This is a genomic window from Blastococcus sp. KM273128 (genome assembly GCF_021698975.1).
Lineage (GTDB): Bacteria > Actinomycetota > Actinomycetes > Mycobacteriales > Geodermatophilaceae > Blastococcus.
The window spans coordinates 49,095-74,311 of the sequence record NZ_SSXA01000010.1 but is presented as its reverse complement, the minus strand read 5'-3'; the positions used below and the strand labels follow the sequence as shown (position 1 = coordinate 74,311).

Here is a 25,217-nt window from a genome sequence, read left to right as displayed (position 1 = left end):
GGCGACGGGCCCGGCTCCTCCCCCCGTCGGGGGAGAAGCGTCCCGCTCCGCTACTGGGCCAGCATGTCGTCGGTGACGACGGACTCCGTGTCCGGGATGCCGAGGTCCTTGGCGCGCTTGTCGGCCATGGCCAGGAGCCGCCGGATCCGGCCGGCGACGGCGTCCTTGGTCATCGGCGGGTCGGCGCGCTGGCCGAGCTCCTCCAGCGAGGCCTGCCCGAACTCCAAGCGCAGCCGGCCGGCGACCAGCAGGTGCTCGGGCGCGTCCTCGCCGAGGATCTCCAGCGCCCGCTCGACCCGGGCGCTGGCGGCGACGGCCGCCCGCGCGGAGCGGCGCAGGTTGGCGTCGTCGAAGTTGGCCAGGCGGTTGGCGGTGGCCCGCACCTCGCGGCGCATGCGCCGCTCCTCCCAGGCCAGCACCGCGTCGTGCGCCCCCATGCGGGTGAGCAGCGCGCTGATCGCGTCGCCGTCGCGGACGACCACCCGGTCGGCGCCGCGCACCTCGCGGGCCTTCGCGGCGATGCCCAGCCGGCGGGCCGCACCGACGAGCGCCATCGCTGCCTCGGGGCCGGGGCAGGTGACCTCCAGCGAGGAGGAGCGGCCGGGCTCGGTCAGCGAGCCGTGGGCCAGGAATGCGCCGCGCCAGGCCGCCTCGGCGTCGTTGATGCTGCCGGAGACGACGGCCGGCGGCAGCCCGCGCACCGGGCGGCCGCGCTGGTCGACCAGCCCGGTCTGGCGGGCCAGCCCCTCGCCGTGCTTGGCGATGCGGACCAGGTAGCGCACGCCCCGGCGGATGTTGCCGCCGGCGAGCACGCTCACCCCGCTGGTGTAGCCGTAGACCTCGCTGATGTCCCGGCGCAGCCGCCGGGCCACCGAGCCGGTGTCCAGCTCCGCCTCGATGACGACGCGGCCGCCCACGATGTGCAGGCCGCCGGAGAACCGCAGCAGCGCGGTCACCTCGGCCTTGCGCTCGGAGGTCTTCGTGCACTCCACCCGGGAGAGCTCGTCCTTCACCATGGCGGTCATCGCCATGCCGTCCACCCCCACGTTCCCCCGGGAGATCCCGCCCCCGCAGTCCGGGTCAGCGTCATGTGCGCCGTCCCCTCTCCCCCTCGTGCCGGCCGGTCGGCCGTCCAGCTGGTACCCGCTCGCATGCCGCTACCCGTTCACCGCATCCCGACCACGGAGGCGAGCGCCGCGGCCAGGCGTCCGGGCTCGTGCCGCGGCGCGCCGTCCGGCTCGGCGACCGGCGCCAGCAGCAGCTCGGCACCGCACCCGCGGACCGCGTCAAGCAGACCACGGCGGTCAACCACCGCCTCCACGTCCGCGATCACGGTGTGCAACGCCACTCCGTCCAGATGCGCCTGCAGCACGGCCAGGTGCTCCTCCGGCGAGAAGCCGTCGGTCTCGCCGGGCTGCGGTTCCAGGTTGAGCACCACCACCACCCGCGCACCGGACGAGGCCAGCGCCGCGCGGAGCCGGGGCACGAGCAGGTGCGGCAGCACAGAGGTGTACCAGGAACCGGGGCCCAGCGAGACGACATCGGCCGCGGCGATGGCGTCGAGCACCGCCGGCGGGACCACCGGGTCGGCCGGCGCCAGCCGGATCTCGCGGACCCTCCCCGGTGTCGCGGCGATCGCCACCTGCCCGCGGATGGTGCGCACCCGGGCCGGGTCGTCCCGGTCGGCGGTCTCCACCCGGGCGACCAGGTCGAGCGGCTCGTCGGCCATGGGCAGCACCCGGCCGGCGGCCCCCACCAGCGAGCACAGCTCGTCCAGCGCCCGGACGGTGTCACCGCCGTACATCTCGGTCAGGCCGGTCAGGAGCAGGTTGCCGACGGGGTGACCGGCGAGCACGCCACTGCCGCCGAAGCGGTGCTGGAACAGCGCCGCCAGGGTCTGCTCGCGCTCGGCGTCACCGGCGAGCGCGGCCAGGGCCATCCGGAGGTCACCCGGGGGCAGCACGGGCATCTCGCGCCGGATCCGCCCCGACGACCCGCCGTCGTCGGCCACCGTGACCACCGCGGTGAGCTCCGGGGTGATCCGGCGCCACGCCGCCAGCGCCGCGGCCAGCCCGTGGCCGCCGCCGAAGGCGACCACCCGGGGCGCCCGCCCCGGGACCGTCGTGCCCCCCACTACTCGCGCCCCAGGTCGCGGTGCCGGGCCACGGCCGCGATGCCCTCGGCGTGCAGCCGCCGGGCGAACTCCTCGGCGATCGCGACGCTGCGGTGCTTGCCGCCGGTGCAGCCGACCGCGAGCGTCAGGTAGCGCTTGCCCTCGCGCCGGTAGCCGGGCAGCAGCAGCCGCAGCACCTCGGTGTAGCGGTCGAGGAAGTCCCCCGCGTCCTGCTGCCCGAGGACGTAGTCGCGGACGTCGGCGTCGCGCCCGGTGTGCTCCCGCAGCTCGGGCACCCAGTGCGGGTTGGGCAGGAAGCGGGCGTCCACGACGAGGTCGGCGTCCAGCGGCAGGCCGTACTTGAACCCGAAGCTCATCACCGTCGCGGTGAGCGGCGGCGTGCGGCCGTCGCGCGCGAAGGCGTTCTCCAGCGTCGCGCGGAGCTGGTGCACGTTGAGGTCGCTGGTGTCGACCCAGAGGTCGGCATCCCCGGCGATGCCGGTGAGCAGGGCCCGCTCCTCGGTGATGCCGTCGGTGAGCGTGCCGTTGCCCTGCAGCGGGTGCTCCCGCCGGTTGGACTCGTACCGGCGGACCAGCACCTCGTCGCGGGCGTGCACGTACACCACGCGCGGCCGGTGCCCCGCTTCCGCCAGGATCCGGATCGCCTCCTGCAGATCGCTGGAGAACGCCCGGCTGCGGACGTCGACGACGGCGGCGAACCGGCGCAGGTCACCGCGGGCGCCGAGCTCCACCATGGGCAGCAGCAGCGCCGGCGGCAGGTTGTCCACGACGAACCAGCCGAGGTCCTCGAGCACGCGACCGGCGCTGTTCTTCCCGGCCCCGGAGAGCCCGGTGACGACGACGACCTCCAACGGCGGCGTCTCGGTGCTCGCGGGGTCCACCGCCGGCGAGACGTCGTCCTCCGGCCCCACCGGCCCGCGGGCGGACCCGTCGACGCCCGGCGCCCGCTCGGTGCGCGACCCGGCGATCACGAGGCCACCCGGCCGACCTCGGCGGTGCCGCCGGAGCCCGGTCGCGGGGCGCCCGGCTCGGCCGGGCCCTGGGGCGCGAGGGTGGTCTCCGCCGGCTGCGCGCCGCCGCCCGCGGGGGCCGGTTCGGCGACCGCCAGCTGCACCGCCTCCGCCGTCCGCCGGCCGATGCCGGGTACCGCCATGAGCTCCTCCACCGTCGCGGCCCGCAGGCGCTTGAGCGACCCGAACTGCTTCATCAGCGCCTTCCGTCGCGTCTCCCCGAGCCCGGGGACGTCGTCGAGCAGGGACACCAGCATGCTGCTGGACCGCTTCTGCCGGTGGTAGGTGATGGCGAAGCGGTGGGCCTCGTCACGCACCCGCTGCAGCAGGTACAGCGCCTCGGAGGTGCGGGGCAGGATGACCGGGTCGGTCTCCCCCGGCAGCCACACCTCCTCCATCCGCTTGGCCAGCCCGCAGACCGCGACGTCGACGACGCCGAGCTCCTCGAGCGAGCGCGCGGCCGCGGCCACCTGCGGGGCGCCGCCGTCGACCACGAGCAGGTTGGGCGGGTAGGCGAACCGGCGCGGCCGGCCCTCCTCGGCGGCGACCCCCTGCCCGTCGCGGCGGTCCGCCTCCTCCTTGAGGTGGCGGGCGAAGCGCCGGCGGACCACCTCCGCCATCGCCGCGGTGTCGTCGGTGCCCTCGGTGACGGAGAACCGCCGGTAGTCGGCCTTCTTGGCCAGCCCGTCCTCGAACACCACCATGGACGCCACCACGTTGGTGCCCTGCACGTGGCTGATGTCGATGCACTCGATGCGCAGCGGCGCGTCGGGCAGCTCCAGGGCCTCCTGCAGCTCCGAGAGCGCCAGCGAGCGGGCCGTGAGGTCGCTGGACCGCTTCACCCGGTGCCGGGCGAACGCCTCCTTGGCGTTGCGCTCGACGGTCTCCATGAGGCTGCGCTTGTCGCCCCGCTGCGGGACGCGCAGCGAGACCCGGCCACCGCGCAGCTCCTCGAGCAGCTCGACGTAGACGTCGGCGTCGGCGGGGAGCTCGGGCACGAGCACCTCGCGCGGCACCGCCTCGCCGGCCTCCCCGACGCCGGTCTGCTCGTCGACCCCGCCGTAGACCTGGAGGAGGAACTGCTCCACCAGCTCGCCGGTGGTGACGTCCTCGACCTTGTCGATGATCCAGCCGCGCTGGCCGCGCACCCGGCCGCCGCGGACGTGGAAGACCTGGACGGCCGCCTCCAGCTCGTCCTGCGCGAAGGCGACGACGTCGGCGTCGGTGCCGTCGCCGAGGACGACGGCCTGCTTCTCCATCGCCCGCTTGAGCGCGCCGATGTCGTCGCGCAGGCGCGCGGCCCGCTCGTACTCCATCGCCGCCGCGGCCTCGCCCATCTCGCGCTCGAGCCGCTTGATCATCGACTCGGTCTTCCCGACCATGAAGTCGCAGAAGTCGTCGACGATCCGCCGGTGCTCCTCGGCGCTCACCCGGCCCACGCACGGGGCCGCGCACTTGCCGATGTAGCCGAGCAGGCAGGGCCGGCCGATCTGGCCGGCGCGCTTGAAGACGCCGGTGGAGCAGGTGCGGGCGGGGAACACGCGGGTCAGCGTGTCGAGCGTCTCGCGGATCGCCCACGCGTGGGCGTAGGGGCCGAAGTAGCGCACGCCCTTCTTCTTGGGCCCGCGCATCACCTGCAGCCGCGGGTACTCCTCGTTCAGGGTCACCGCGAGGCTGGGGTAGCTCTTGTCGTCCCGGTAGCGGACGTTGAACCGCGGGTCGAACTCCTTGATCCAGTTGTACTCGAGCTGGAGGGCCTCGACCTCGGTGCCGACGACGGTCCACTCGACGCTGGACGCCGTCGTCACCATCTGGCGGGTGCGGGGGTGCAGGCCCGCGACGTCGGCGAAGTAGCTGTTCAGCCGCTGCCGCAGGCTCTTGGCCTTGCCGACGTAGATGACCCGGCCGTTCGGGTCGCGGAACTTGTAGACGCCCGGGGACTCCGGGATGGAGCCGACCGCCGGGCGGTACGTGGACGGATCGGCCATGCCCCCACACTAGGTCGCACCACCGACACGCCGTCAGCGAGCGGGACCCGTCCGCCACAACCGCCTCAGCGGCCCCGGGCAGCGACGAGCCCGGTCCGGTGGCACTGCACCGGACCGGGCTGGCACCGTTCGGCTCAGCCGACCGGGCGGGACCGCCAGGGTGCGTGCGCGACGAGGCCGGAGGTCGCCCGCTGGGCGAGGCGGACGGCCCGGCGGCCGAGCACCAGGGCCGAGACGACAGCGGCGCCACCGGCGGTGAACGCCATGGCGCCGGTCGCGCCGCTGCCGACCGCGCTCGCGGACGCCACGAGCACGGCGAGCAGGATGACCGTGGAGCGCATGCCGCCACCGGACACGGGCGAGCCGCAGTTCGACAGGTCGGGATCGCAGTCGGGCGTCAGCGCACTCATCGCCGTCCTCCCTCGAGGGACTGCGCCACCCCGGAAGATCATCCGAGGTGACGTCGGTCACACCGAGGGTACGGGCGGTCGGCCGTCCGCTCAACCCCCTGCCGGGCGGCGCCCGAACCGCAGGCCGCTACGACGGCGGCCCGCGCCCCGTGGAGGGCGCGGGCCGCCGTCGGGCACCGGTCGGTCAGCTGGCCTTCTTGCGGACCCGCTTCCGCACCGGGCCGGCCGCTGCCGCGGCGACGGCCTCCTCGTCGAGCAGCGGCACCAGGTAGCGCCCGGTGTGGCTCTCCGGCACCGAGGCGACGAACTCCGGCGTCCCCTCGGCGACGACCGTGCCGCCCCGGAACCCGCCCTCGGGCCCCATGTCGATGAGCCAGTCGGCGCTCTTGATGACGTCCAGGTTGTGCTCGATGACGATGACCGAGTTGCCCTTGTCGACCAGCCCCTGCAGGACCAGCAGCAGCTTGCGGATGTCCTCGAAGTGCAGGCCGGTGGTCGGCTCGTCGAGGACGTAGATGCTGCGCCCGTTGGACCGCTTCTGCAGCTCGCTGGCGAGCTTGACGCGCTGCGCCTCCCCGCCCGACAGCGTGGTGGCGGGCTGGCCGAGCCGGACGTAGCCCAGCCCCACGTCGGTGAGCGTCCGCAGGTAGCGGGCGATCGCCGGGATGGCCGCGAAGAAGTCCGCCGCCTCCTCGATCGGCATGTCCAGGACCTCGGCGACGGTCTTGCCCTTGTAGTGCACCTCGAGGGTCTCCCGGTTGAACCGGGCGCCCTTGCACACCTCGCAGGGCACGTACACGTCGGGCAGGAAGTTCATCTCGATCTTCAGCGTGCCGTCGCCGGAGCACGCCTCGCAGCGGCCGCCCTTGACGTTGAAGGAGAACCGCCCGGGGAGGTACCCGCGGACCTTCGCCTCCGAGGTCTGGGCGAACAGCTTGCGGACGTGGTCCCACACCCCGGTGTAGGTGGCCGGGTTCGACCGCGGGGTGCGGCCGATGGGCGACTGGTCGACGTGCACGACCTTGTCCAGGTGCTCCAGGCCGGTGACCGTGCGGTGCCGGCCGGGCACCAGCCGCGCCCGGTTCAGCTCGTTGGCCAGCACGCTGTAGAGGATGTCGTTGACCAGGCTGGACTTGCCCGAGCCGGACACGCCCGTGACCGCCACCATGCAGCCCAGCGGGAAGGTCACGTCGACGCCGCGCAGGTTGTTCTCGCGGGCGCCCTTCACCACCAGCTCCCGCCCGGGCGTCGGCTCGCGCCGCTTCTCGGGGACGGCGATCTCCTTGCGGCCGGACAGGTACTGGCCGGTCAGCGACCGCTCGCTGGCCAGCAGCTCCTCGACCGTGCCGCTGACGACGACCTCGCCGCCGTGCTCGCCGGCCCCGGGGCCGATGTCCACGACCCAGTCGGCGGTCTTGATCGTGTCCTCGTCGTGCTCGACGACGATGAGCGTGTTGCCCATGTCGCGCAGCCGGACCAGGGTCTCGATCAGCTTGGTGTTGTCGCGCTGGTGCAGCCCGATCGACGGCTCGTCGAGCACGTAGAGGACGCCGACGAGCCCCGAGCCGATCTGGGTGGCCAGCCGGATGCGCTGCGCCTCCCCGCCGGCCAGCGTGGCCGCCGGGCGGTCGAGGGAGAGGTAGTCCAGGCCGACGTCGACGAGGAAGGACAGCCGCGCCTGGATCTCGCGCAGCACGCGGTCGGCGATCGCCTTCTCCCGCTCCCCCAGCTCGAGGGCACCCAGCCACTGCGACGCCTCGCCGATGGAGAGGTTGGTGACCTCGGCGATGGACCGGCCGTTGAGCTTGACGGCGAGGATCTCGGGCTTGAGGCGGGTGCCGTGGCACACGGGGCAGGGCACGTCGCGCATGTAGCCCTCGTACTTGTCCCGCATGTACTCGCTGTCGGTGTCGTCGTGCCGGCGCTCCAGGAACGGCAGCACGCCCTCGAACGCGGCGTAGTAGCTGCGCTCGCGGCCGTACCGGTTCTTGTAGCGGACGTGCACCTGGTCGGGCGAGCCGTGCAGGACCGCCTTCTGCACCTTCGCCGGCAGCCGCTCCCACGGGTCGTCCATGGAGAAGCCGATCTGCTGCGAGAGGCCGGTGAGCAGCCGGGTGAAGTACTCGTTGCTCATCGAGCTCGACCACGGGGCGATCGCGCCCTGGTTGAGGCTCTTGCCCGGGTCGGGCACCACGAGCTCGGGGTCGACCTCCTTGCGGGTGCCGATGCCGGTGCACTCGCCGCACGCGCCGAAGGGCGAGTTGAACGAGAACGACCGCGGCTCCAGCGCCTCGAAGGACAGCCCGTCGTCGACGCAGGCCAGGTGCTCGGAGAAGGTGCGCTCGCGCTCCGGGTCGCCCTCGGGGAGGTCGACGAAGTCGAGGACGACCAGCCCGCCGGCGAGCCCGAGGGCGGTCTCGATCGAGTCGGTGAGCCGGCGCTTGGCGCTCTCCTTGACGGTGAGGCGGTCGACGATCACCTCGATCGTGTGCTTCTCCTGCTTCTTCAGCGTCGGCGGCTCGGTCAGCGGGTGCACCGTGCCGTCGACGCGGACGCGGGAGAAGCCCTGCGTCTGGAGCGAGCTGAACAGGTCGACGTACTCGCCCTTGCGGGCCCGGACGACGGGGGCCAGCACCTGGAAGCGGGTGCCGTCCTCCATCGCCAGCACCTGGTCGACGATCTGCTGGGGCGTCTGCCGCGAGATGGGCTTGCCGCAGTTCGGGCAGTGCGGCTGGCCGGCCCGGGCGTAGAGCAGCCGGAGGTAGTCGTAGACCTCGGTGATGGTGCCGACGGTCGACCGCGGGTTGCGGTTGGTCGACTTCTGGTCGATCGACACCGCCGGGGAGAGGCCCTCGATGAAGTCGACGTCGGGCTTGTCCATCTGGCCGAGGAACTGGCGCGCGTAGGCCGAGAGCGACTCGACGTAGCGCCGCTGCCCCTCGGCGAAGATCGTGTCGAAGGCGAGGCTGGACTTGCCCGACCCCGACAGCCCGGTGAACACGATGAGCGCGTCCCGGGGGAGGTCGATGTGGACGTCCTTGAGGTTGTGCTCGCGGGCGCCGCGGACGACGAGCCGGTCCATGTGATCCCTGTCGGTCGCTGGTGTGTGGAGCGGTGGTGCGCTGGACGGCGGCCGTCGTGGTCCGGTCGCGGTTCAGCCGGTGCAACGCCGGTGCTGCCCGCGGTCGTCCACCGCACGGTGTGAGCTGCGCCCGGTCGCCGGGCCGGCCGCCGCCGGGCCGGGCCATCAGGCCGGTGTCGCGGTGGGGTCGAAGACGGGCGCGTACCGGCGCCACGGCCGGCGGGACTCCAGCTCGCCGACGATCCAGAGTAGCCGTTCCTCGGCGCCCGGCGGGCCGACGAACTGGACCGGCACCGGGGGGCCGCCGGGCCGGGTGGCGGCCGGCAGGACGGCCGCCGGGATGCCCGCCAGGTTCCAGGCGGCCGTCCACGGCGCCCAGCGGGCGTTGGCGGTGATGTTGGCCAGGAAGCCGCGCTCGTGCCAGGGCCGGGCGGGCAGCGGCGGGCCGGTGGTGACGGGGGTGAGCAGCACGTCGACGTCGCCGAAGAAGTCGGTCATCCGCCGGCGGAACCGCTCCTGGGTGCGTGGCCGGACCAGCCCCAGCCGGCGCACCAGCCGGCCGATGCGCGCGTGGGTGCGGCTGCGCGGCTGCAGCCGCGCGCGGTCGAGCCCCAGGAACTCCGCGTCGTCCTCCGCGCCGGCCATCCACCGCGCCAGGGCCCCGGCGGCGGCCGCCGGGGTGACCGGCGGATCGCGGCGCACCACGCTGTGCCCGGCCGCACGCAACTGGTTGACCACGGCGTCGACCGCCGCCCGCGTCGCCTGGTCGGCACCGACGCCGGGCAGCGGCGACCGGGTGCTGACGGCGATGCGCAGCGGGCGGCCGGGGGCCGCCGGCGCGGTGGGCCGCTCCCCCGCCAGCACCGCGTGGGCGACCGCGAGGTCGGCCGCCGTGGTGGCCAGCACACCGTTGACCGCCATGCCCGACCAGTCGTCGGCGCCGATGCCGCCGGGCAGCACGCCGACCCCCGGCTTGAGGGTGACCAGACCGCACGCGGCGGCCGGCAGCCGGAGGGAGCCCATCCCGTCGTTGCCGTGCGCGATCGGGACGCAGCCGGAGGCCACCGCCGCCGCGCTGCCCCCGGAGCTGCCGGCCGGCGAGAGCGCGGTGTCCCATGGGTTGCGCGTCACCGTGCCGGGGCCGTCGGTGGCGGCGTACAGGCAGAGCTCGGGCACCCGGGTGATGCCGATGACCACCGCCCCGGCCTTGCGCAGCCGGGTGACGACCTCGTGGTCGCGGCGCTCGGGCCCGGACTCGCAGGCCGGCGAGCCGTCGGTGCACACCTCGCCCGCCACCTGCACGTTGTCCTTCACCGCGACGGGGACCCCGGCCAGCGGCAGGGCGAAGCGGGTGAGGCTCGCGTCGACCGCGGCGGCCTCGGCCAGCGCCGCCTCGCGCCGCACCACGCGGAAGGCGCCGACCCGGGCGTCCACCGCCTCGACGTGGTCGAGGTGCGCGCGGACCACCTCGACCGCGGTGAGCTCGCCGGCCCGCACCAGCGCGGCGATCTCCGTGGCCGTCAGCCCGACGATCCGCTGCCCACCGGCCCGGCCCCCCGCGGCACCGTCCTGAGCTGTGCCGACACCTCCGCTAGCGTCCATGCCTGGACCGTAACGGCGCCCGCCGACACTTTCCGAACGGAGTCCGGATGAGCACCCCGACCTACACCGGAGACGTCGCCGTCGGCGGGCCCGCCGACGTGCGCGAGCTGCCCGGGCTGACCGTGAGCAAGGTGGCGGTCAGCGAGATGGCCAACAACGCCTACCTCCTGCGCTGCACCGCGACCGGTCAGGGCCTGCTGGTCGACGCCGCCGACGAGCCCGAGGTCCTGCTCGCGCTGGTCGGCGACACCGACCTGCGCACCGTCGTCACCACGCACGGCCACTGGGACCACCACCGGGCGCTGCCCGACGTCGTCACCGCCACCGGCGCGGCGACCGTGGCGCACCCGCTGGACGCCCCCGCCCTCCCCGTGCCGGTGACGCGGCCGGTCGAGCACGGCGACGCCGTCACCGTCGGCGAGCAGGTGCTCGAGATCGTGCACCTGCGCGGGCACACGCCGGGGAGCATCGCGCTGGTCTGGCGCGGCCCGGGCGACGCCGGCGTGCACCTGTTCACCGGCGACAGCCTCTTCCCCGGCGGCGTGGGCCGGACCTGGTCCGCGGAGGACTTCGCCAGCCTGGTCGACGACGTCGAGCAGCGGCTGTTCGCCGTCCTGCCGGACGGCACCTGGGTCTACCCGGGGCACGGCGCGGACACCACCCTGGGCGCCGAGCGCCCGCACCTGCCGGAGTGGCGCGAACGGGGCTGGTGACCTCCGGCCCGGCACGTGCCCCGGCTACTCCTCGCCGTCGTCGTCGAAGAGGGCGACCAGCTCGTCGGGGGTGCCGGGCACGTGCAGCGGGAGGACCGAGACCGTCCACTCCGGCCGCCGGTCCTCCACGCCGAGCGCGAGGTCCCACGCCGCCCGCGGGGTGAGCGGGCCGAAGCAGGCGTCGTCGCCGTCCTCGCCCAGGTCCACCTCGACCAGCCACTGGTCGGACAGGTCGGCGGCGAGCTCGTTGAAGTCGGGGGCCGCGTCCTCGTCGGGCTCCGGGGAGTCGATCCGGACCGGGTAGATGAGCGCCATCCTGCGCACGGTAGGCCCACCGCCCGCTGCCGGCACCCCCGCACGGCACGAGCCGCCGCCGACGTCCCCGGGAGGACGTCGGCGACGGCTCGCGTCACCGGGGAGAGGTCAGCTCAGGACGTCGTGACCGTGCACGTGGTCGTGCTCGAGGCCACCGCCGCCGGCGGCCTCCTCGAACGTGCCCTCCGGGCCGGCCGGGGCCGGCAGCTCGAACGCCGGCCCGGGGATCGGCCGGCCCTTCACGCCGTTCACCGACTCGGTGGAGAAGGCGAACGTCAGCATCGCGAAGGCGATCAGGTCGCTGTTCACGTCCAGCGCGTCCAGCGCGAGGTTGTCGATCGTGTCGCAGGCCTCGTGGTAGCACGGGTCGAACTGGTCGCCCGCACGGCCGCCCCAGATCTCCGCCTGCCGCTCGGTCTTGACGACCTCCGCGCCGGTGAAGAGCCCACCGGAGGGGATGCCCGCGTTGATGAACGCCTGGTAGTCGCTGCGACCCGAGTACTCCGCGTCGTCGTAGGGCACGCCGACCTTGGTGTAGAAGGACTCGTAGACGTCCTCGATCGCCGTCGAGCCCTCGGGGATCGGGGCGGACGCGTCCCAGGTCGACTCGTCCGAGTCGTAGACCATCTGGACGTAGTTCGGCGAGGCGACCATGTCGTAGTTCATGTACAGGGCGATCCGGTCCAGCTCGCTCTGCGGCTGCTTCGCCACGTAGCTGTTCGAGCCGACCAGCCCCTGCTCCTCCGCCGCCCACCAGGCGAAGCGCAGGGTGTTGTGCGGCTTGAGGCTGGCCATCGACAGCGCCGTCTCCAGCAGCGCCGCGGAACCCGAACCGTTGTCGTTGATGCCGGGGCCCTCGATGACGCTGTCGAGGTGCGCGCCGGCCATGACGACGTTGTCCTTGTTCCGGCCCCGCACCTCGGCGATGACGTTGTAGTCGGTGCGGGTCTCGATCCTGCCGTCGACGAAGGCGGTCGAGCCCTCCGCCGCCAGGGCCACGCCCTGGTCGAAGCTGGCGCCGACCACCGGGATGCCGTGCTGCACCGTGCTGCCGTCCCCGAGGGTCGCCGCGTTGGCGACGATCAGCTCGAAACGGTCCGGCGCGCTGCCCTGGTTGAAGATGATCACCGCCTCGGCCCCCGCGGCCTCCGCGTTGACCACCTTGTCGCCGAAGTTGCAGGTGCCGCGCTGGACGAGAGCGATGTCCGCGTCCCCGGTGAAGTCCAGCGCGCTGAAGTCCTCCGCCTCGCACCCGCTGCTGGAGGCCCGGTCGCCCTCGAGGTTGATGTCGACGGGGATGACCTGCCCCTCGACGGTGCCCGATCCGCTGCCGGAGAAGAGCCCGGTCTCGTACTCCGCGGGCTCCGGCGTCAGCTGCCGCAGCACGGCGGGGAAGGCGAACGTGACCTCCACCGGGTCCAGCGTGACGTCCATGCGGGCGTCCCTCAGCAGACCGGCGACGTACTCGACGCTGTCGGCGTAGCCGTCCGTGCCGGCCGCGCGGGTGCCGGGGTAGACCGGGTCGTCGCTGTCGTCGGCGATCTTCTGGAAGGCCCGCTGGTGCTCGAGGACGTCCTCGAGGTCCACGCACTCGAGCAGCTTGGCGTAGGTGTTGTTGTGCCGTCGGTCGCACGGGTCCCGGGGCGCGGCGGTCGCCGTGGTGACCGGGAGCGCCAGGGCGATCATGACGCCGCTGGTGCCCAGTGCGATGGTCCGAGCCGCCGTCCGTCGTGCGGACGCGGTCCGTCGTTCGTTCACGCTCGATCCCTTCGATCGGTGATCGGCGGCGCGGAGGCCGCGAGCCGGCGTCGTTGCCGGCACCGGCACTCCACCGGAGTGACGACCCGCTTGCATAGAGGCAGGTCGTGATCCGGAACCCCGGGGCCGCTCCGCAGGCGCGCGGTGACGCGCCGTCATTCCCGCGTTCCACCTGGGCATCTGCTGTGATCCACGTCACGACACGCCGCTGCACGGCCGATACGCAGGGTCATCGACCATGACGGCGTGTCGGGCCTCAGTCCCGAGCGGCGTGCCCCGCGCGCACCGGCAACCACCGTTCCCACCACCGCAGCAGGTGCTCCAGGCGTGCCACGCGGTGCCGCGGCCGCCCGGCGGCCGGGAGGTCGTGCCCCTCGCCGGGGAAGACGAGCAGCTCCGCGGGGACGCCGCGGCGCACCAGGTCGACGTGCAGTCGCTGCGCCTGGTCCAGCGGCGTGCGCAGGTCCCCCTCCGCGGCGACGACCAGAGTGGGCGTCCGGCCCGCCCGGGCCACCGGGCTCTGCGCCCGCACCTGCTCCGGCTCGGTGCCCAGGTGCGCGTCCACGAGGTACCACCCGGCGTCCGAGCTGCCCGTGAAGGACGCCGGGTCGGTGAGCGCGCGCTCCACGACGGCCGCCGCGAACCGGTCCGTGCGGCCGGTGAGCAGCGCGGCGAGGGAACCGCCGTAGCCACCCCCCGCGACGCCCACGCGGCCGGCGTCCAGCGCGGGGTCGGCGAGCACCGCGTCGAGGAGCGCCAGGACGTCGTCGGCGTCCGGACCGCCCCACGCGCCCCGGATCGCCCGCCCGTGCGCCGCGCCGTACCCGGACGAACCGCGGGGGTTGCACCGCACGACGGCGTAGCCGGCCGAGGCCAGCACCTGGGTGTCCTCGTCCAGCTCCCACCCGTGCTGGCGGAAGGGCCCGCCGTGGAGCACGAGCAGCACCGGGTGGGGCCCCTCCCCCGCGGGAAGGGCGACCCAGCCGTGCACCGGGTACCCGTCGGGCGCCTCGGCGGCGCACTCGCGCATGCGGTGCAGCCGCCCGGTCGCGCCGAGCTCGCGGCCGAACCCGGTCAGGAGCCGGCGCCCGCCGTCGCGCAGGGCCACGAGCTCCCCGGCTGAGCGGTCGTGCGCCACGGTGGCGACGACGACCCCGCCCGCCGCCGCGATCCCGCGCACGGTGAACGACCCCCCGACCAGCGTCTCCGGGGCCCCGCCGTCCAGGGGCACCCGCAGCAGCTCCACCGAACCCCGCCGCTGGTCACCGACCAGCACCGCCCCGTCGGCCAGCACGGTCGCCGGGGTCGCGTCGCCCCGGGCGTGCCGCTCCGGGTCCAGGAGCGCGGTGAGCGGGCCGCCCTCGGCCGGAACGCGGCACGGCACGGCCGCCCGCGCCACCACGTCCACCCCGTCAGGCCCCAGGTTCGGGACCGCGGTGAGCACGATCGAGCCGCCGTCCGGGGTCCAGGCCGGACGCGAGCAGCTCCCCCGGCCGTCGGTCACCCGCCGCAGCCCGGCGCCGTCGGGGCGGACGGCGTGGACGTCGCGCACCAGGTCGGCTGCGGCGCGGTCGTGCCGCGCCGACACGAAGGCGAGCTCCCCGCCGTCCGGGCGCCAGGCGACGTCGGCGCAGTCGGCGGGGCCCGACGTCACCTGGACCGGTGCCGGTGGCGGGGCGGCGTCGTCGGCGAAGTCGGCCGGCAGGTCCACCACGAAGACCTGGGCCGGCCGATCGCGCAGGTAGCCGATGCCCTCGCGCCGGTACGCCAGCGTGGTGATCAGCCGGGGCGGTTGCGCAGCCGGGTCCGCCTCCGGCGCCGTGCCACCCGGCCCGTGCCCGGGCACGCGGGCCACGTACGCGAGGCGGCGGGAGTCCGGGGCCCACGCCGGCGCCCCGGCCCCCAGCGGGTGGTCGGTCAGCCGGCGCGGCGCCCCGCCGGCCGCCGGCAGCACCGTCACCTGGGGGCTCCGGCCGGGCTCCGTGCCGAGGTAGGCCAGCCAGCGCCCGTCCGGGGAGAAGCTCGGATCGGTGTCGTGCCGGCCGGTGGTGAGCGGGCGGGCCGGCGCGGAGCCGTCGGTGGGCACGGCCCAGAGCTGGCTCCGGTAGCCGTCGGTCCCCGGGTCGGGCCAGCGCACGGCGACCACCGCGATCCGCCCGTCGGGCGAGACCGTCGCCGTCCCCGGCGTCCGCAGGAGGGCGAGGTCCGACGGGCGCATGCCCGCGACGCTAGCCGAGCGCCCCACCCCGGCCGGCCGGTGGCAGGGGCGGCCGGACCACGGCCGGCCGCCCCCGGCTCACTCGCCGGAGCGGTCGTCCCGGGAGGTCACCGGCGCGTTGCGGGGGTCCGGCGGGCCGTCGCCGTGACCGGGGGTGTCCAGGCCGTCGTGGCTGCCCGGCGCGGCGACGTTGCGCCCGGTCCGGTCGGCGCCCGGGTCGGCGGCGCCGGTCGGGCTCGTGTACCCCTCGATCCGGTCGCGGCGGTTCTTGGCCAGGCTGGCGACCGTGGTGATCAGCAGGGTGACCAGGATGACCGTCAGCGAGAGCCAGGTGGGGATCTCCGGGACGACGGTGACGTGCTCACCGCCGTTGATGAACGGCAGCTCGTTCTCGTGCAGGGCGTGGATGAGCAGCTTGACGCCGATGAAGCCCAGGATCACGGCCAGGCCGTAGGCGAGGTAGACGAGCCGGTCCAGCAGCCCGTCGATGAGGAAGAACAGCTGGCGCAGGCCGAGCAGCGCGAAGGCGTTGGCGGTGAAGACCAGGTAGGTCTCCTGGGTCAGCCCGAAGATCGCCGGGATGGAGTCGACCGCGAACAGGATGTCGGCGCTGCCGATGGCCACCAGCGCGATGGCCAGCGGCGTGATGTACCGCTTGCCCTGCACCTTGGTGACCATGCGGTCCCCGTGGTAGTCGTCGGTCGTCGGCACGGCCTTGCGGGTGAGCCGGAGGAGGAGGTTCTCCTTGAACTCCTCGTCCTCGTCATGGCCACCGCTGCGGGCCTGCGCCCACGCGGTGTAGATCAGGAAGCCGCCGAAGATGTAGAAGACCCAGCTGAAGTTCTCGATCGCGGCCGCGCCGACGAAGATGAAGATCGTGCGCAGCACCAGCGCGAAGGCGATGCCGAACAGCAGCACCTTCTGCTGCAGCGCCCGGGGCACGGCGAAGCTCGCCATGATGAGGACGAAGACGAACAGGTTGTCCACCGAGAGGCTCTTCTCGGTGATGTAGCCGGCGAAGTACTCACCGCCGTAGGTGCCGCCGTAGGCCCACAGGACGATCAGGCCGAAGAGGACCGCGATCCCCACGTAGATCGCCGACCACGTGGCGGATTCCCGCAGCGTCGGCGCGTGCGGCGTCCGCACGTGGCCGTAGAAGTCGAAGACGAGCATGCCGACGATGGCGCCGACGGTGACCGCCCACACCCAGAAGGGCACGTCCATTGCAGTAGAACCTCCGGCATAGCAGCCATCCGCCTGGCACCGGAGGTCTCTCCCGCCGCCGGTCGGGACCGGCGACCGGCAGCACCGGAGGCCATGGGGACCTCGTGATGACGACGCTGCCGCGGGGGGATACTCCCCTCCACCACGCGCTCCCGTCGCCGAGCACGCGCCGTCGGGTGCGGGCGCCGGGGTACGTGGCGCTCACCGTACCCCGGCGCCCCCGGAACTACCGCCCGGCGCCGCCCTCGCCGCGGTGCCGGTCGGTGCCGGCGTGCTCGCGGCCCACGCCCTGGCCCAGCGGGTCCCCGTCAGGGGCGTGCAGCCCCACCTGCGGGTCCCCGCCCCCGGGCCGCTCGGCGGCGGCGAGGCCGTGCGGGGCCGGCGGGGTCGCCCCGGCCCGCAGCGCCTCGTGCTCGGCCTGGTCGCGCCGGCTCTTCGCCAGGCTCGCGACCGTCGTGACCAGCAGGGTGACGCCGATGACCGCCAGCGAGATGGAGATCGGCACCTCGGGGACGACCGTCCACGGCTCACCGCCGTTGATGAAAGGCAGCTCGTTCTTGTGCAGCGCGTGGATGAGCAGCTTGATCCCGATGAAGCCGAGGATGACCGAGAGGCCGTAGCTGAGGTAGACCAGCCGGTCGAGCAGGCCGTCGATCAGGAAGAACAGCTGCCGCAGCCCGAGGAGGGCGAAGGCGTTGGCCGAGAAGACCAGGTAGGCCTCCTGGGTGAGGCCGAAGATGGCGGGGATCGAGTCGACCGCGAAGATGACGTCGGCCGTGCCGATGGCGATCAGCGCGATGGCCAGCGGCGTCAGGTACCGCTTGCCGGCCTGCATCACCACCATCCGGTCGGAGTGGTACTCCTCCGTCGTCCGCAGGCGCTTGCGCGCGAACCGGAGGACGGCGTTCTCCTCGAACTCCTCGGAGTCGTCGTGCCCCCCGCTGCGCGCCTGCACCCAGGCGGTGTAGACGAGGATCGCGCCGAAGATGTAGAAGACCCAGCTGAAGTTCTCGATCGCGGCGGCACCCACGGCGATGAAGATCGTGCGCAGCACCAGCGCGAAGGCGATGCCGAACAGCAGCACCTTCTGCTGCAGCTCCCGGGGCACGGCGAAGCTCGCCATGATCAGGACGAACACGAAGAGGTTGTCCACCGAGAGACTCTTCTCGGTGACGTAGCCGGCGAAGTACTCACCGGCGAACGTCGGGCCGTAGAAGATCCAGATCAGGATGCCGAAGACGACGGCGAGCGCCACGTAGATCGCCGACCACGTCGCCGATTCACGCAGGGTCGGCGCGTGCGGGGTGCGCACGTGGCCGAAGAAGTCGAAAGCGAGCATGGCGACGATCGCGGTGACCGTGATCGCCCACACCCAGAACGGGACGTCCAAGAAAACCTCCGGGAACTGGCGGATGTACGTCAGTGCCGGAGGTCTCTCCCACCACCGGACGGATCCGGCGGCCGGCGGGCCGGAGCGCGGGGGCTCCCCCGGACTCGTACTGACGACCCGACCGCGGGGGGATACTCCCCTCCACGAACCGGACCGCGCACGCCGAAGCGCCCGCACGGTCCGTGTGGTTCGCCGGCATCAACGCGCGAGCCCGCGGTGTTGTTCCCGGGCGAAGCCCGATCCCTGCGCGGCTTCGAGAGCGGGCCGGCGGCGCCTGCTCAGGCGTGCGCGGCGTCGAACTGGCGCAGCTCCTTCTTCAGCTCGTTCAGCTCGTCGCGCAGGCGTGCGGCGACCTCGAACTGCAGCTCCCGGGCGGCGGCCAGCATCTGCTCGTTCATCTGCGTGATCATGTCCGCCAGCTCGTTGCGCGGCAGGCCCTGGACGTCGATCGAGCCGGCCTTCGCCCTGGCCTTCGACGACAGCCCGGGGACCGGGGACTTGCCACGCGACTGCTGCCGGCCGGAGCCGCCGAGCAGCTCGGTGGCCCCCTCGGCCTCGCTGGCGTCCCGGTAGATGCCGTCGAGGATGTCGACGATCTTCTTCCGCAGCGGCTGGGGGTCGACCCCCCGTTCCGTGTTGTAGGCGATCTGCCGCTCGCGGCGCCGGTTGGTCTCCTCGATCGCCTGCGCCATCGAGGGGGTGATCTTGTCGGCGTACATGTGCACCTGACCCGACACGTTGCGCGCCGCGCGGCCGATGGTCTGGATGAGCGAGCGGCCCGACCGGAGGAAGCCCTCCTTGTCGGCGTCGAGGATCGCCACCAGGGACACCTCGGGCAGGTCGAGCCCCTCCCGGAGCAGGTTGATGCCCACCAGCACGTCGTACTCGCCCTGCCGCAGCTCGCGGAGCAGCTCCACCCGCCGCAGGGTGTCGACCTCGGAGTGCAGGTAGCGCACCTTGATGCCGAGCTCGAGCAGGTAGTCGGTGAGGTCCTCGGCCATCTTCTTGGTGAGCGTGGTGACCAGGACCCGCTCGTCCTTCTCGGTGCGCAGCCGGATCTCGTGCACGAGGTCGTCGATCTGGCCCTTGGTCGGCTTCACCACGACCTCGGGGTCGACCAGGCCGGTCGGCCGGATGACCTGCTCGACCACCTCGCCCTGCGTCCGGCCCAGCTCGTAGTCCCCCGGCGTGGCCGACAGGTAGACCGTCTGGCCGATCCGGTCGGTGAACTCCTCCCACTTGAGCGGGCGGTTGTCCATCGCCGAGGGCAGCCGGAAGCCGTGGTCGACGAGGGTGCGCTTGCGGCTCATGTCGCCCTCGTACATGCCGCCGATCTGCGGCACGGTCACGTGCGACTCGTCGATCACGAGCAGGAAGTCGTCGGGGAAGTAGTCGAGGAGGCAGGAGCCGGCGCTGCCGGGCGCGCGCCCGTCGATGTGCCGCGAGTAGTTCTCGATGCCGGAGCAGAAGCCGACCTGGCGCATCATCTCGATGTCGTAGGTGGTGCGCATGCGCAGCCGCTGGGCTTCCAGCAGCTTGCCCTGCTTCTCCAGCTCCGCCAGCCGCTGCTCGAGCTCTGCCTCGATCGAGCCGATCGCGCGCTCCATGCGCTCGGGGCCGGCGACGTAGTGGCTCGCCGGGAAGACGAAGATCTCCTCCACCTCGCGCACCACCTCGCCGGTCAGCGGGTGCAGGTAGTAGAGCCGCTCCACCTCGTCGCCGAACATCTCGATGCGGACGGCGAGCTCCTCGTACACCGGGAAGACCTCGATCGTGTCGCCGCGGACCCGGAAGGTGCCGCGCGTGAACGAGAGGTCGTTGCGGGTGTACTGCTCGGTGACCAGGGTGCGCAGCAGCTCGTCGCGGTCGCGCTCCTCCCCCACCCGGATCTTCAGCGCCCGCTCGACGTACTCCTGCGGCGTGCCCAGGCCGTAGATGCACGAGACGGTGGCCACCACGACGACGTCCCGCCGGGTGAACAGGCTGTTCGTCGCCGAGTGCCGCAGCCGCTCGACCTCCTCGTTGATCGAGGAGTCCTTCTCGATGTAGGTGTCGGTCTGCGGGACGTAGGCCTCGGGCTGGTAGTAGTCGTAGTAGGAGACGAAGTACTCCACGGCGTTGTCGGGGAGCAGTTCGCGGAACTCGTTGGCCAGCTGCGCGGCGAGGGTCTTGTTCGGCGCCATGACCAGCGTCGGGCGCTGCACCTTCTCGATCAGCCAGGCCGTCGTGGCCGACTTGCCGGTACCGGTGGCGCCGAGGAGGACGACGTCCTTCTCCCCCGCGTTCACCCGCTGGGCGAGCCCCTCGATGGCGGCCGGCTGGTCACCCGAGGGCTCGAAGTCGCTGACGACGCGGAAGCGCCCCTGGGTGGGCCTGAGCTCGGTGGACGTGCGCACGCGACGACGGTACGTCGGCGGTGTGACAGAACGCGTCGCGAGCGCCTCCCGCGCAGCCTGGGGCGGCCGGGACGCGGAGGGACGGGGCCGGTACTTGTCCCCACCGGCCCGCACCCCTAGCGTGCCCAGTCGCAGGAGCGGTCCGCGCCGAGGGACCAGCGCCACCCGGGAGCTCCGGGCGAGGTCGGACCCCGGCGCGCCCGGCGCCCGGCCCGACGGGCCCGAGGCCCGGCCGGGCCTGCGCACGACGCCCCCTGCGGTCCGCCGCGGGGGGCGTCGTCGTCCGCGGCACCGCTGTCGGCGGGCTCACGACGACCGCAGGTGTGGCGGGCGCCCTGCGCGGGCACCGGGGTCCCGACGTCCGTCCCCCGGACCGGTCGCGCGAGCATGTGGCCGGTCCCCCGCCCCCAGCCCCGGGGCGCCCTGCGCAGGAGGAACTCCCCAGATGACCCAGGTGTGGCCCGGAAGCGCCTACCCCCTCGGCGCCACGTACGACGGCACCGGGACCAATTTCGCGATCTTCAGCGAGGTGGCCGAGAAGGTCGAGCTGTGCCTCTTCGACGACGAGGGCAACGAGGAGCGCATCCGCCTGCCGGAGATGGACGGTTTCGTCTGGCACGCGTTCCTCCCGGGCGTGCACGCCGGGCAGAAGTACGGCTTCCGCGTCCACGGCCCGTACGCCCCCGAGCAGGGGCTGCGCTGCAACCCCAACAAGCTGCTGCTCGACCCGTACGCGAAGGCGATCGACGGCCAGGTCGCCTGGCACCCCTCGTGCTTCGGCTACGACTTCGAGACCAAGGAGCGCAACGACGAGGACTCGGCCCCGCACATGCCGAAGTCCGTCGTCGTCAACCCGTACTTCGACTGGGGCGTGGACCGCCCGCCGAAGACGCCCTACAACAAGACGATCATCTACGAGGCCCACGTCAAGGGCCTCACGATGACCAACCCGCGGATCCCCGAGGAGCTGCGCGGCACCTACGCCGGCATCGCGCACCCGGCGACGATCGAGCACCTCACCGAGCTCGGCATCACCGCCCTCGAACTGCTGCCGGTGCACCGGTTCGTGCAGGACGACACCCTGCAGCAGAAGGGCCTGCGCAACTACTGGGGCTACAACACGATCGGCTTCTTCGCGCCGCACGACGAGTACGCCAGCGACACGACGGCTGGCCAGCAGGTGCAGGAGTTCAAGGGGATGGTGCGCGCGCTGCACGAGGCGGGCATCGAGGTCATCCTCGACGTGGTCTACAACCACACCGCCGAGGGCAACCACCTCGGCCCCACCCTGTCGTTCAAGGGCATCGACAACCGGGCGTACTACAAGCTCGTCGAGGGCGACGAGCAGTTCTACATGGACTACACCGGCACCGGGAACACGCTCAACGTCCGCACCCCGCAGGCGCTGCAGCTGATCATGGACTCGCTGCGCTACTGGGTCACCGAGATGCACGTCGACGGCTTCCGCTTCGACCTCGCCTCCGCGCTGGCCCGCGAGCTGCACGCGGTGGACCGGCTGGCCACCTTCTTCGACCTGGTCCACCAGGACCCGGTCGTCAGCCAGGTCAAGCTCATCGCCGAGCCGTGGGACGTCGGCGAGGGCGGCTACCAGGTCGGCAACTTCCCGGCCCTGTGGACCGAGTGGAACGGGAAGTACCGCGACACCGTCCGCGACTTCTGGCGCGGTGAGGGCGGCACGATCGGCGAGTTCGCCGACCGCATCTCGGGCTCCTCGGACCTGTACCAGCACTCGGGCCGGCGCCCGGTCGCGAGCATCAACTTCGTCACCGCGCACGACGGGTTCACCCTCAACGACCTCGTCTCCTACAACGAGAAGCACAACGAGGCCAACGGCGAGGGCAACAACGACGGCGAGAGCCACAACCGCAGCTGGAACTGCGGCGTCGAGGGGCCCACCGACGACCCGGAGATCCTGCAGCTGCGCGCCCAGCAGCGGCGCAACTTCATCACCACGATGATGCTCAGCCAGGGCGTGCCGATGCTCCTGCACGGCGACGAGCTGGGGCGCTCGCAGGGCGGCAACAACAACGGCTACTGCCAGGACTCCGAGCTCACCTGGATCGACTGGGAGAACGTGGACGAGGGGCTGCTCGAGTTCACCAAGAAGGTGACCCGCCTGCGGCACGACCACCCGACGTTCCGCCGTCGCCGGTTCTTCCACGGCCGGCCCGTCCGCCGCGGGCTGGGCGACCCGGTGCCCGACATCGCCTGGCTCGCCCCCTCGGGCGAGGAGATGGCCGACGAGGACTGGGACGCCGCCTACGCCAAGTCGCTGGCGGTCTACCTCAACGGCGTCGGCATCCGGGAGACCGATGAGCGCGGCGAGTACGTCTCCGACGACCACTTCTACCTGGCCTTCAACGCCTCCCACGAGCCGATCGAGTTCGCCCTGCCCAGCTCGGACTACTCGCAGAGCTGGACGCCGGTGCTCGACACGGCCGAGATGCACGAGGTGGAGCCGGTCGAGATCAAGCCGGGTGAGAAGGTCACCGTGCAGGGCCGGTCGATCGTCGTGCTGACGGGCCCGGCCCAGTGACCCAGCCGATCGAGGTGCCGGGGGTCGAGCGCCGCCGCGGGACCCCGGCGGCGACGTACCGGCTGCAGGTGCACGCCGGCTTCCCGCTCCAGGACGCCGCCGAGGTCGCCGGGTACCTCGCCGACCTCGGGGTCACGCACGCCTACTCCTCCCCCCTGCTGCGCTCGGCCGAGGGCAGCAACCACGGCTACGACACCGTGGACCACGCGCACGTCGACGAGGCCCGCGGCGGGCAGGCCGGCTTCGACCGGTTCGTCGCCGCGCTGCACGAGCACGGCCTCGGGCTGGTGCTGGACCTGGTGCCCAACCACATGGGCGTCGACGACGCCGCGGCCGCCCCGTGGTGGTGGGACGTGCTGCAGCACGGGCGGGACAGCGCCCACGCCGGCGCCTTCGACATCGACTGGGAGTTCGGCGGGGGAAAGGTGCGCATCCCCGTGCTGGGCTCGGCGGACGACGTCGAGAAGCTGGAGGTGGTGCCCGGCGGGGAGGGTGGGGGCGGCGCAGCGGAGCTGCGCTACTACGACAACCGCTTCCCCATCGCGCCCGGCACCGGTGAGGGGACGCCGCAGGAGGTGCACGCCCGGCAGCACTACGAGCTGGTCGACTGGCGCCGCGCCGACTCCGACCTGAACTACCGGCGCTTCTTCGCCATCAACACCCTGGCCGGGCTGCGGGTCGAGGACCCCGCGGTGTTCGACGCCACCCACGAGCTGGTGCTCCGGCTGGTCCACGACGGCGCCGTCGACGGGCTGCGGATCGACCACCCGGACGGCCTGGCCGACCCGAAGGGCTACCTCGACCGACTGGCCACGGCGTCGGAGGGCCGCTGGACCGTCGTCGAGAAGATCCTCGAGCCGGGTGAGGACCTCCCCGAGAGCTGGGCGACGGCGGGGACGACCGGCTACGACGCGCTCGCCGAGGTGGACCAGGTGCTGGTCGACCCGGCCGGGGAGGCGGCGTTCACCGAGCTGGACACGGAGCTGGCCGGCCACCACGTCGACTACAGGCAGCTGGTGCACGACTGCAAGCGCGAGGTCACCGACGGCATGCTCGGCTCGGAGGTGGCCCGGCTGGTCCGGGTGATCGGCGAGCTGCCCGGCACCGACCGCGCCCAGCGGACCGAGGCGCTGGCCGAGCTGCTGGCGAGCTTCCCCGTCTACCGCAGCTACCTGCCCGACGGTCGCGCGCACCTCGACGAGACCGTCGCCGCGGTGCGGGAGCGGCGGCCCGACCTGGCCCCGGCGCTGGACGCGCTGCACCCGGTCCTCTCGCAGGCCGGCACCGAGGCGGCCACCCGCTTCGAGCAGACCAGCGGACCGGTGATGGCCAAGGGCGTCGAGGACAGCGCGTACTACCGCTGGTCCCGCTTCGTCGCGCTGAACGAGGTGGGCGGCGACCCGGCGGTCTTCGGCAGCACGGTCGGGCAGTTCCACGCGGCCCAGCAGCGGCGGCAGCGGGTGCGGCCGGAGTCGATGACGACGCTGTCCACCCACGACACCAAGCGCAGCGAGGACGTGCGCGCGCGGCTGGCCGTGCTCGCCGAGCTGCCCACCGAGTGGGCGCAGCTGGTGCGCGGGTGGCTCGCCCGGCACCCGCTGGCCGACCGCCCGCTGGCACACTTGGTGTGGCAGAACCTCGTGGGCGCCTGGCCGCTGTCCCGCGAGCGCGCGCACGCCTACGCCGAGAAGGCCGCCCGCGAGGCGGGCACCGCCACCACCTGGACCGATCCGGACGAGGCGTTCGAGGCGCAGCTGCACGCGCTGGTCGACGCCGCTTTCGACGACGCCACCACGCGGGCGGAGATCGACGCGTTCGTCACACGCATCGCGCCGCTGGGCTGGTCGAACTCGCTCACCCAGAAGCTGCTGCAGCTGACCATGCCGGGCGTCCCGGACGTCTACCAGGGCAGCGAGCTGTGGGACCTCTCGCTGGTCGACCCGGACAACCGCCGGCCCGTCGACTACGCGCTGCGACGCACGCTGCTCGCGCAGCTCGACGGCGGGGAGCTGCCGGAGGTGGACGGGACCGGGGCGGCCAAGCTGCTGGTCGTCTCACGGACCCTGCGCGCGCGGCGCGACCACCCGGAGTGGTTCGCCGGGTACGAGCCGGTGGAGGTCACCGGCTCGGCGGCCGACCACGTGGTGGCCTACGACCGCGGCGGCGTCGTCGTCGTGGGCACCCGGCTGCCGGCGGCGCTGGCCGCGACCGGCTGGGGCGACACCGCGCTGCAGCTGCCCAACGGCGCCTGGGAGGACCTGCTGACCGGCACCCGGGTGGTCTCCGACGTCGCGGGGGTCGCCGTCGACGCGCTGCTCACCCGCCTGCCGGTGGCCTTGCTCGTACGGGCGTAGCGGCTCGCGGTGGTGCCGGGCCGCGGTCCCGCACCACCGCGAGGAGGTCCGGATCGCCGGCAACCG

General features: G+C 73.3%; 16 protein-coding genes. 3 read left to right on the top strand and 13 right to left on the bottom strand.

Annotated features, from left to right (window positions below):
- Positions 1 to 50 precede the first annotated feature (50 nt).
- From whiA to E9529_RS04935, 7 genes are all read right to left on the bottom strand, one after another.
- Positions 51 to 1,031 carry a DNA-binding protein WhiA gene (whiA, locus tag E9529_RS04965; RefSeq protein ID WP_091930636.1) on the bottom strand — a complete coding sequence of 327 codons (981 nt, stop codon included), beginning with the start codon at positions 1,029 to 1,031 and terminating at the stop codon, positions 51 to 53.
- Positions 1,032 to 1,165: 134 nt separating this feature from the next.
- The gene (yvcK, locus tag E9529_RS04960) at positions 1,166 to 2,134 is read right to left on the bottom strand and encodes a uridine diphosphate-N-acetylglucosamine-binding protein YvcK (RefSeq protein ID WP_236829996.1); all 969 of its coding nucleotides are present in this window, start codon (positions 2,132 to 2,134) and stop codon (positions 1,166 to 1,168) included.
- Entirely contained in the window at positions 2,134 to 3,105 is a 972-nt protein-coding gene (rapZ, locus tag E9529_RS04955) for an RNase adapter RapZ (RefSeq protein ID WP_236829995.1), read from the bottom strand. The genes yvcK and rapZ overlap by 1 nt, the downstream gene beginning before the upstream one ends.
- Positions 3,102 to 5,132: an excinuclease ABC subunit UvrC gene (gene uvrC, locus E9529_RS04950; protein WP_236829994.1), complete on the bottom strand. Its 2,031-nt coding sequence runs from the start codon at positions 5,130 to 5,132 to the stop codon at positions 3,102 to 3,104. Before uvrC ends, rapZ begins: the two co-directional genes overlap by 4 nt.
- A 134-nt stretch (positions 5,133 to 5,266) precedes the next feature.
- On the bottom strand, positions 5,267 to 5,542 hold the full coding sequence (locus E9529_RS04945) for a hypothetical protein (protein ID WP_236829993.1): 276 nt from the start codon (positions 5,540 to 5,542) through the stop codon (positions 5,267 to 5,269).
- Positions 5,543 to 5,726: 184 nt separating this feature from the next.
- Entirely contained in the window at positions 5,727 to 8,624 is a 2,898-nt protein-coding gene (gene uvrA / locus E9529_RS04940) for an excinuclease ABC subunit UvrA (RefSeq protein WP_236829992.1), read from the bottom strand.
- A 165-nt stretch (positions 8,625 to 8,789) separates the two neighbouring features.
- Complete coding sequence (locus E9529_RS04935; protein ID WP_236829991.1) at positions 8,790 to 10,226, bottom strand: amidase; 1,437 nt, start codon at positions 10,224 to 10,226, stop codon at positions 8,790 to 8,792.
- A gap of 47 nt (positions 10,227 to 10,273) precedes the next feature.
- Here E9529_RS04935 and E9529_RS04930 point away from each other — a divergent pair, with 47 nt between their 5' ends.
- Positions 10,274 to 10,939: an MBL fold metallo-hydrolase gene (locus tag E9529_RS04930; RefSeq protein WP_236829990.1), complete on the top strand. Its 666-nt coding sequence runs from the start codon at positions 10,274 to 10,276 to the stop codon at positions 10,937 to 10,939.
- 24 nt (positions 10,940 to 10,963) lie between these two features.
- Here E9529_RS04930 and E9529_RS04925 read toward each other — a convergent pair whose 3' ends face one another.
- The 6 genes from E9529_RS04925 to uvrB all read right to left on the bottom strand — a co-directional run bounded on the left by E9529_RS04925 (position 10,964) and on the right by uvrB (position 20,240).
- The gene (locus E9529_RS04925) at positions 10,964 to 11,254 is read right to left on the bottom strand and encodes a hypothetical protein (RefSeq protein ID WP_236829989.1); all 291 of its coding nucleotides are present in this window, start codon (positions 11,252 to 11,254) and stop codon (positions 10,964 to 10,966) included.
- 108 nt (positions 11,255 to 11,362) lie between these two features.
- On the bottom strand, positions 11,363 to 13,012 hold the full coding sequence (locus tag E9529_RS04920) for a M28 family peptidase (protein ID WP_236829987.1): 1,650 nt from the start codon (positions 13,010 to 13,012) through the stop codon (positions 11,363 to 11,365).
- 256 nt (positions 13,013 to 13,268) lie between these two features.
- Positions 13,269 to 15,230 carry a S9 family peptidase gene (locus E9529_RS04915; protein ID WP_236829986.1) on the bottom strand — a complete coding sequence of 654 codons (1,962 nt, stop codon included), beginning with the start codon at positions 15,228 to 15,230 and terminating at the stop codon, positions 13,269 to 13,271.
- Positions 15,231 to 15,308: 78 nt separating this feature from the next.
- Positions 15,309 to 16,454 (bottom strand): TerC family protein, encoded by a 1,146-nt coding sequence (locus E9529_RS04910; protein WP_236829984.1) that lies wholly within the window; start codon positions 16,452 to 16,454, stop codon positions 15,309 to 15,311.
- Positions 16,455 to 16,680: 226 nt separating this feature from the next.
- On the bottom strand, positions 16,681 to 17,844 hold the full coding sequence (locus E9529_RS04905) for a TerC family protein (protein WP_236829983.1): 1,164 nt from the start codon (positions 17,842 to 17,844) through the stop codon (positions 16,681 to 16,683).
- 278 nt (positions 17,845 to 18,122) lie between these two features.
- Positions 18,123 to 20,240: an excinuclease ABC subunit UvrB gene (gene uvrB, locus E9529_RS04900; RefSeq protein ID WP_236829982.1), complete on the bottom strand. Its 2,118-nt coding sequence runs from the start codon at positions 20,238 to 20,240 to the stop codon at positions 18,123 to 18,125.
- Between the two features lie 445 nt (positions 20,241 to 20,685).
- Here uvrB and glgX point away from each other — a divergent pair, with 445 nt between their 5' ends.
- Positions 20,686 to 22,797, top strand: coding sequence for a glycogen debranching protein GlgX (gene glgX / locus E9529_RS04895; protein ID WP_236829981.1), 2,112 nt, complete (start codon positions 20,686 to 20,688; stop codon positions 22,795 to 22,797).
- Positions 22,794 to 25,151: a malto-oligosyltrehalose synthase gene (gene treY / locus E9529_RS04890; RefSeq protein WP_236829979.1), complete on the top strand. Its 2,358-nt coding sequence runs from the start codon at positions 22,794 to 22,796 to the stop codon at positions 25,149 to 25,151. Before glgX ends, treY begins: the two co-directional genes overlap by 4 nt.
- Positions 25,152 to 25,217 lie beyond the last annotated feature (66 nt).